Origin of the sequence: Vibrio sp. 1S139, assembly GCF_041439475.1 — a bacterium.
Classification (GTDB): Bacteria; Pseudomonadota; Gammaproteobacteria; order Enterobacterales; family Vibrionaceae; genus Vibrio; species Vibrio crassostreae_C.
On the sequence record NZ_JBGOOD010000118.1, the window covers coordinates 1 to 5653 of the forward strand.

Below are 5653 nucleotides of genomic sequence, written 5' to 3' on the forward strand. Positions count from 1 at the left end.
ACTCGTTAAGCGGTGAACAACGCTTCATACGACCTCAGGTCGCACGGACAGAAATGAGTTTTGGAAAATCAAACATTAGCAAATGACTAATAACTTCAGGTATGACAAATAACTAAACCTGATAGAAAAACTGCCACCAAAGAGCAAAAGACAAGACCTGACCCTATTGTTTTTTGTACGCAAAAAAACAGCAGTCAGTGATAGGGTTTAATCGCCAAATAAATTCTACGCAAACTACCATTTTCATGCCGGGCTAAATGACATGGTTCAGCATGCACTCCCAAGGGCCTCAAAGGGAAGATTGAGCACCTTCTGCCCATTTGGTCAGCTTTAAATCGTCCAAAATAAGCAGCACGCAAGGCACAACAATTGACGCTAGTAACGTAGCCGAGACTAAGCCAAACGCAATACTGGCAATTAACGGGATCAGAAATTGCGCTTGCGTACTGGTTTCGGTTAACAGTGGAAGCAATCCTGCAAATGTGGTTAACGAGGTGATAAATATCGCTCTAAATCGGTCACGTACCGCCTCTCGACAAGCGTCTATCAAGCGCTCGCCTTGGGCGATATTCTTCTTAATAAAATTGACCAACAGAATGTTATCGTTAACGACGATACCCGCTAAGGTAGCAAAGCCAACCAAGCTTGGAATAGTCAAATCGAACCCCATGCCCAAGTGCCCCCATACCACACCAATCCAGCCCATAGGGATTGCCAGCAGCACAGCAATCGGTTGAGTGTAGCTTTGTAACAGGAACACTAAAATAAGATAAATCCCCACCACGCCAAGAGCAAAGAAGGTCGCCAGCGAGGAGCCCGTATCTGAGCTTTCTTTATCCTGACCTTGCGAGGTGAAGGTGATGTCTGGGAATTTGTGTTGAGTTTGCGAGACAAATTCGCTATTGAACTGCAGCATGATTTCACGCGCATTGGCAACCCGCGTATCGATATTGCCTTGCACAACCACAGTGTTCATCCCATTAATGCGGTGAATTCGCGAGAAGGCTTGTTTTCTGTCAAACGTCGCAACACTTGATAATGGAACTAGGGTTCCATTGCCTGCAGTCACCATCAAGTTATTCAACTCATACAGGCTAGCTTGGTGCGTAAACTCATCCAGTCTCACACTAATATCCACCAGCTCGCCTTGTTGGAAAACCGTCAGATCAGTACTGCCTTTTACCGCGCTGCGCAGCGTTTGAGCAATGTTGGAAGCATTAACTCCCATCACGCCAGCTTCATCTTTAAGGTTAACGTGAAATTCGGTTCTGCCCTCACGCAGATCGGTGGAGAGGTTATAGACACCGTCAAATCCCTTCAACCATTTCACCAGCGAGCGGCTGACTTGATTGAGCTCTTGTAACGACTCACCCTGAACCCGAATATCAATGCCATTGCCAGCAATGCCCCGTTCTTTATCGGTAAACTTGAGTGAAACCACATCCGCCGTAGGGCCTACTTTTTGTTTCCAATCTTGGATCAGATCTTTAATGCTCTGCTGCCTAAATTGCGCTGGCAATAGATCGGCACTGACGGTTGCCATATGCGGCCCCGACTCATTAGCATCAGCATTTGAGTTGAACATGATCGTGGTGCTCGCGACCAAAGGTTTTGAGCTTGGGTATTTCTCTGCGTATTCTTGGTTGAGTTCATCAAGCGCGTTTGAAACCTTCTCCACCACCGCCTCTGTCTGGCTCAGTAAACTGCCTTGAGGGAGCAAGATACGCGCCTGCAGCACATCACTTTCCAAGGCAGGCATGGCTTTGAATTTCAGCCAACCTGACGAAATGGAAGCGGTTGAAATCATCACCACCATCACCAATATCCCTACTGAAAGATAAGGTGCATTCATCGCCTTGACACTCACTGGCACAAAGAATCTGTCTCTGATGTTTTCAAAACCGGCAATGAACTTGTCCCGTATAGGATTAGAGCGAGATTCAGTATGGCTATGTGCCAAATGAGACGGCAAGATCAAGAAAGCTTCTATCAGACTAACAAGCAAGGTAATCAATAACACGATGGGAATATAGCGTAGTACTTCGCCCATCTTGCCTGTGAGAAACATCAGCGGCCCTATCACCATGATGGTGGTAGCAAACGATGCAATCACACCTGGGAAGACTTGTTTGGTACCTTCAACTGCAGCGTCAAACGCGGGTAGCCCTTGTTGCCTCTTGGCAGCGATGTTTTCTGCAATGATCAACGAGTCGTCCATTAGCAGACCAATCGCGACAATCAGCCCGACCAGCGTCATCATATTCAGGGTATAACCGAGAAGTTGTATCGCAAAAATGGCGCCAAGGAATGAAACCGGCAGCCCCATGGTGACCCAAAAGCTAAAGCGAATATTAAAAAACGCCCACAACATCAAAAATGCCAGTGCTAATCCCTGTGCGCCATTGCTGGTGAGGATTCTCAGACGCTCAATAATATTGGTGCTGGAATCTTGGGTGATGGTTAAAGCGACGCCTTCAGGGGCTCTCGCCTGTTCTTTTTCAACGATGCTGACGATCGCATCTTTGACCGTTAAGGTATCTTGAAATTGCGTTTTGGACACCTGAAGCAAAGCGGCACGCTGACCATTGAACAGGATTTGATTTTCATCGCTAGTGAACTTCTGCTGAATAACGGCAACATCACCGAGGCGAACCTGAGTCCCCGTCTCACTGGATTTAATCACGATATTTTCGAAGTCTCTGACGTTGCTGCCTAAGTGGTCGAAGCGGACGCTGATCTCTTCCAAGTCATTACTAAATACGCCAGCAGGAGTGCTGATACTTTGCTGTTGTACTAGATTGGACAAGTCGGACACACTCAGGCCGTACTGCTGCAACTTCCACTGCGATACGCGAATTTCTATTTCTTGATCCGCAAAACCGCTCACGGTCACCTGAGCGATCAATGGGCTCTCTTTTAACTTGTGCTTAATTTGTTGGGCATAGAGATATAAGTCCCTATCTGACATATTGCCGGTAATCGCGACACTGGCCACCGTTGCCACTCGGTCCAGTTTCGACACCGTGATCTGCTCAACTCGAGCCGGAAAATCACTGATGGCGTTAACCTGCTGTTGAATATCGCTGGTTAAAGTGTCAATGTCTTCATCATCGCCGATTTCCACATTGGCGATGACCAAACTCTCTCGGGCATCACAGCTTAACTCTTTAATTCCACTCAGCTTATCGAGAGAATCTTCCAACGGGTAACACACTTCTTCCATCATCTCAAAAGGTGACGCGCCCGGATAAACGATCCGAACCTCAATATTTTTGGTCGGCGTCAACGGAAAAGTGTCTTTCTGCAGTTTGGGCAAGGCAAAAGCCCCTAACAGCAGTACCGCCATCATCAGGACATTGGCGCCAGTGGTGTGCCGAGCAAAAAAAGCGATCATAATTTGCCCTCTTTCTGAATCGCGTTTAGGGCTTTAAATCCGCTCTGCGTATCCAACCAAAGGCCGATTTTCTCATCCGGTTGCGGTTGTAAAGCAATCCCCTCAACGGCGGGTGAAAGTTTACTTAGCACAACCACATCACCGAATTCCACGCCAGATTTGATCACCGCAACCTGCCCTTGGACGAAATCTATCCTGACAGGTTTGCTTTTCAGTTTACCTTCAGAGACAGTGTAAACTTTACCATCATGGATGGCGTTTATCGGTAGCAAGACTTGTTGCTCCATCATTGGTGCTTTAATCGTGACTTTAACGAAAGTCCCACGAATAAGTGGTGGCTTCTCCCCGGGAATGGCTTGCTGATAGGGCTGATTTACTTGTGCAACCAGGCTTTGGCTTTGAGTCTGAGCATCGATTTCACCGCCGGAGCGGCTGATCTCGGCAGGCCAAGTAATTACTTTATCGCCTGCTTGGAGCTCGACTGTCGCGCTCAAGTTGCTATGAACATCTTCGTCAAGCGAGTCAAAGCGATTGGAATTTCTTAGCGGACGCATTTTACCAAGCGGAAACTGCGCGCGAACCTCAACGGCATCGATGTCATCCGCTTTGAGCAGCAATTCCCCCTTGTTGACATACTCGGCGAGTCCAACCAAGGTTTCGACAATGCGAATATCAAATGGGGCTTTAATTACGGTTTGTTCGAGATCTCGGTTTGCAAGTGCTAGTTCCGTTTGCAAAACCTTTTGCTGCGCTTGATTAATTGCCAGTTGGTTTTTCTGTGTCTGGAGCTGTTGCTGGCTGCTGAGCAAGTCTTTGGTCGCGCGGTCTTTCTCTGTTTTGGAGATATGCCCGGTTTCACTCAATTTGATTGAGCGGGCATATTCTGACTGTTGTACCTCAAACTCTTTCTCTGCAATCTTGAGCGAATCGATAATGGTCTGATTCGTTAGCATTAGCACTTCAAGCTCAGCTTGCAAACGGGCAATAGTAAGTTGATAAGCGGTGGGGTCAATTCTAAGGAGTTCGCTGTCTTTGCGGATAATAGCGCCCGTTTTGTATTGCTCAGAAACCCACACAACCGCGCCGTCAAGTTCAGACTGTGCCTGCCAGTCTTGAACAGACTCGGTATGTCCATATCCGATGGCAGAAGGTTGGATATTTCGCGGCTCGACTTTCAACACCCGAACCACCTTTTTAGCAGCCGTATTACTCGCATTAGGCGGTTCAGCCTTCATCCCTGGTGCGATCACCAATAACGCGATGCCCAACAAAACAGGAGGAACAAACAGAGCCCTTTGTAACCAGCTATACCTAGTCATAGCGATTCCCTTACTATATATTAGCTTTTCCTTAAGCAAAAGGTAGCACACCAACATAAGCGGATTTGCTTCCTTGATCTCAAAATAAGTCAGGCCTCACAAATGGAGGCCTGATTGAATTGAGCTACTGATTGTTTTTGCCTTTGCCCATGGTATTTTTGGGGTTCACCATGCCTTGATGAGCATTAAACTCTTGTTGAGAGATAGTGCGATCCGCGTTGCTATCTAACGAAGCAAAACTGTGGCTTTGATTGATATTTTTCAACGTACGTCCCTCTTCTGCTCGCTGGGCAATACGTTCTGAGCGTGCTTGATTGAACTCGGCTTCGGTTATCTTGCCATCACCATCGAGATCAAACTGTGAAAATACTGGGCGTGACATATTGTTATTCATGCCTTTATTCATTCCACCAGCCATTGCTCCGAAGGCAATAACGATACCGAGTAACGCGATTATCGTGCTTTTGATTTTCATGACGTTTTCCTTCTCTTTGTTTCACTACTTAAGAATATACTAATGTAAGTAAGATAACGTCATGTGATGTAAAGGTATGTAAAGATGGCTAAGTAGATATCGATTTATGTTCTTATCGGTTTGTAAGCGCAGCGCAACAGAAATTATGAAACTTCTGCCGCTAGTACTCTGGTAAGAGTACAGGCATAGCTATGTCCAAATGGTTTTCAAATTATCCCAAACTTTCAGCCACCGAAACCGAAACCGAAAAGCCAATGATATAAAATCCCTAGTTTCGAAAAATATGGCGATTTTTAGACATTCAGAGTGTTTTCGAACTTTTGCCCAGCAGTTTGCCTTGCAAATATCCAACAGACAAGGGATTACTTTTAGTAGGGCAAATACATGTTAACATTCTGTTAACTCTGACTTGATGTATGGAATCCACTCCCTCCTTTGCCAATCTACACTTAGCAAAGTGAGACC

At 46.3% G+C, this 5653-nt stretch carries 3 protein-coding genes; all 3 read right to left on the reverse strand.

The annotated features are described in order from the left end of the window. Positions 1–289: 289 nt before the first annotated feature. Complete coding sequence (locus tag ACED46_RS21250; RefSeq protein ID WP_371722381.1) at positions 290–3394, reverse strand: efflux RND transporter permease subunit; 3105 nt, start codon at positions 3392–3394, stop codon at positions 290–292. Next, a complete protein-coding gene (locus tag ACED46_RS21255) occupies positions 3391–4713 on the reverse strand; it encodes an efflux RND transporter periplasmic adaptor subunit (protein ID WP_371722382.1) in 1323 nt (440 codons plus the stop codon). The genes ACED46_RS21250 and ACED46_RS21255 overlap by 4 nt, the downstream gene beginning before the upstream one ends. A 124-nt stretch (positions 4714–4837) precedes the next feature. Beyond that, positions 4838–5188, reverse strand: a complete 351-nt coding sequence (locus ACED46_RS21260; RefSeq protein WP_371722383.1) for an EF-hand domain-containing protein — start codon at positions 5186–5188, stop codon at positions 4838–4840. Between the last annotated feature and the right edge of the window lie 465 nt (positions 5189–5653).

Bases quoted from the DNA above. Each gene is read 5' to 3' on its own strand.
- ACED46_RS21255 (WP_371722382.1), bottom strand. From the start codon at position 4,713: ATGACTAGGTATAGCTGGTTACAAAGGGCTCTGTTTGTTCCTCCTGTT.
- ACED46_RS21260 (WP_371722383.1), bottom strand. From the start codon at position 5,188: ATGAAAATCAAAAGCACGATAATCGCGTTACTCGGTATCGTTATTGCC.
- ACED46_RS21250 (WP_371722381.1), bottom strand. From the start codon at position 3,394: ATGATCGCTTTTTTTGCTCGGCACACCACTGGCGCCAATGTCCTGATG.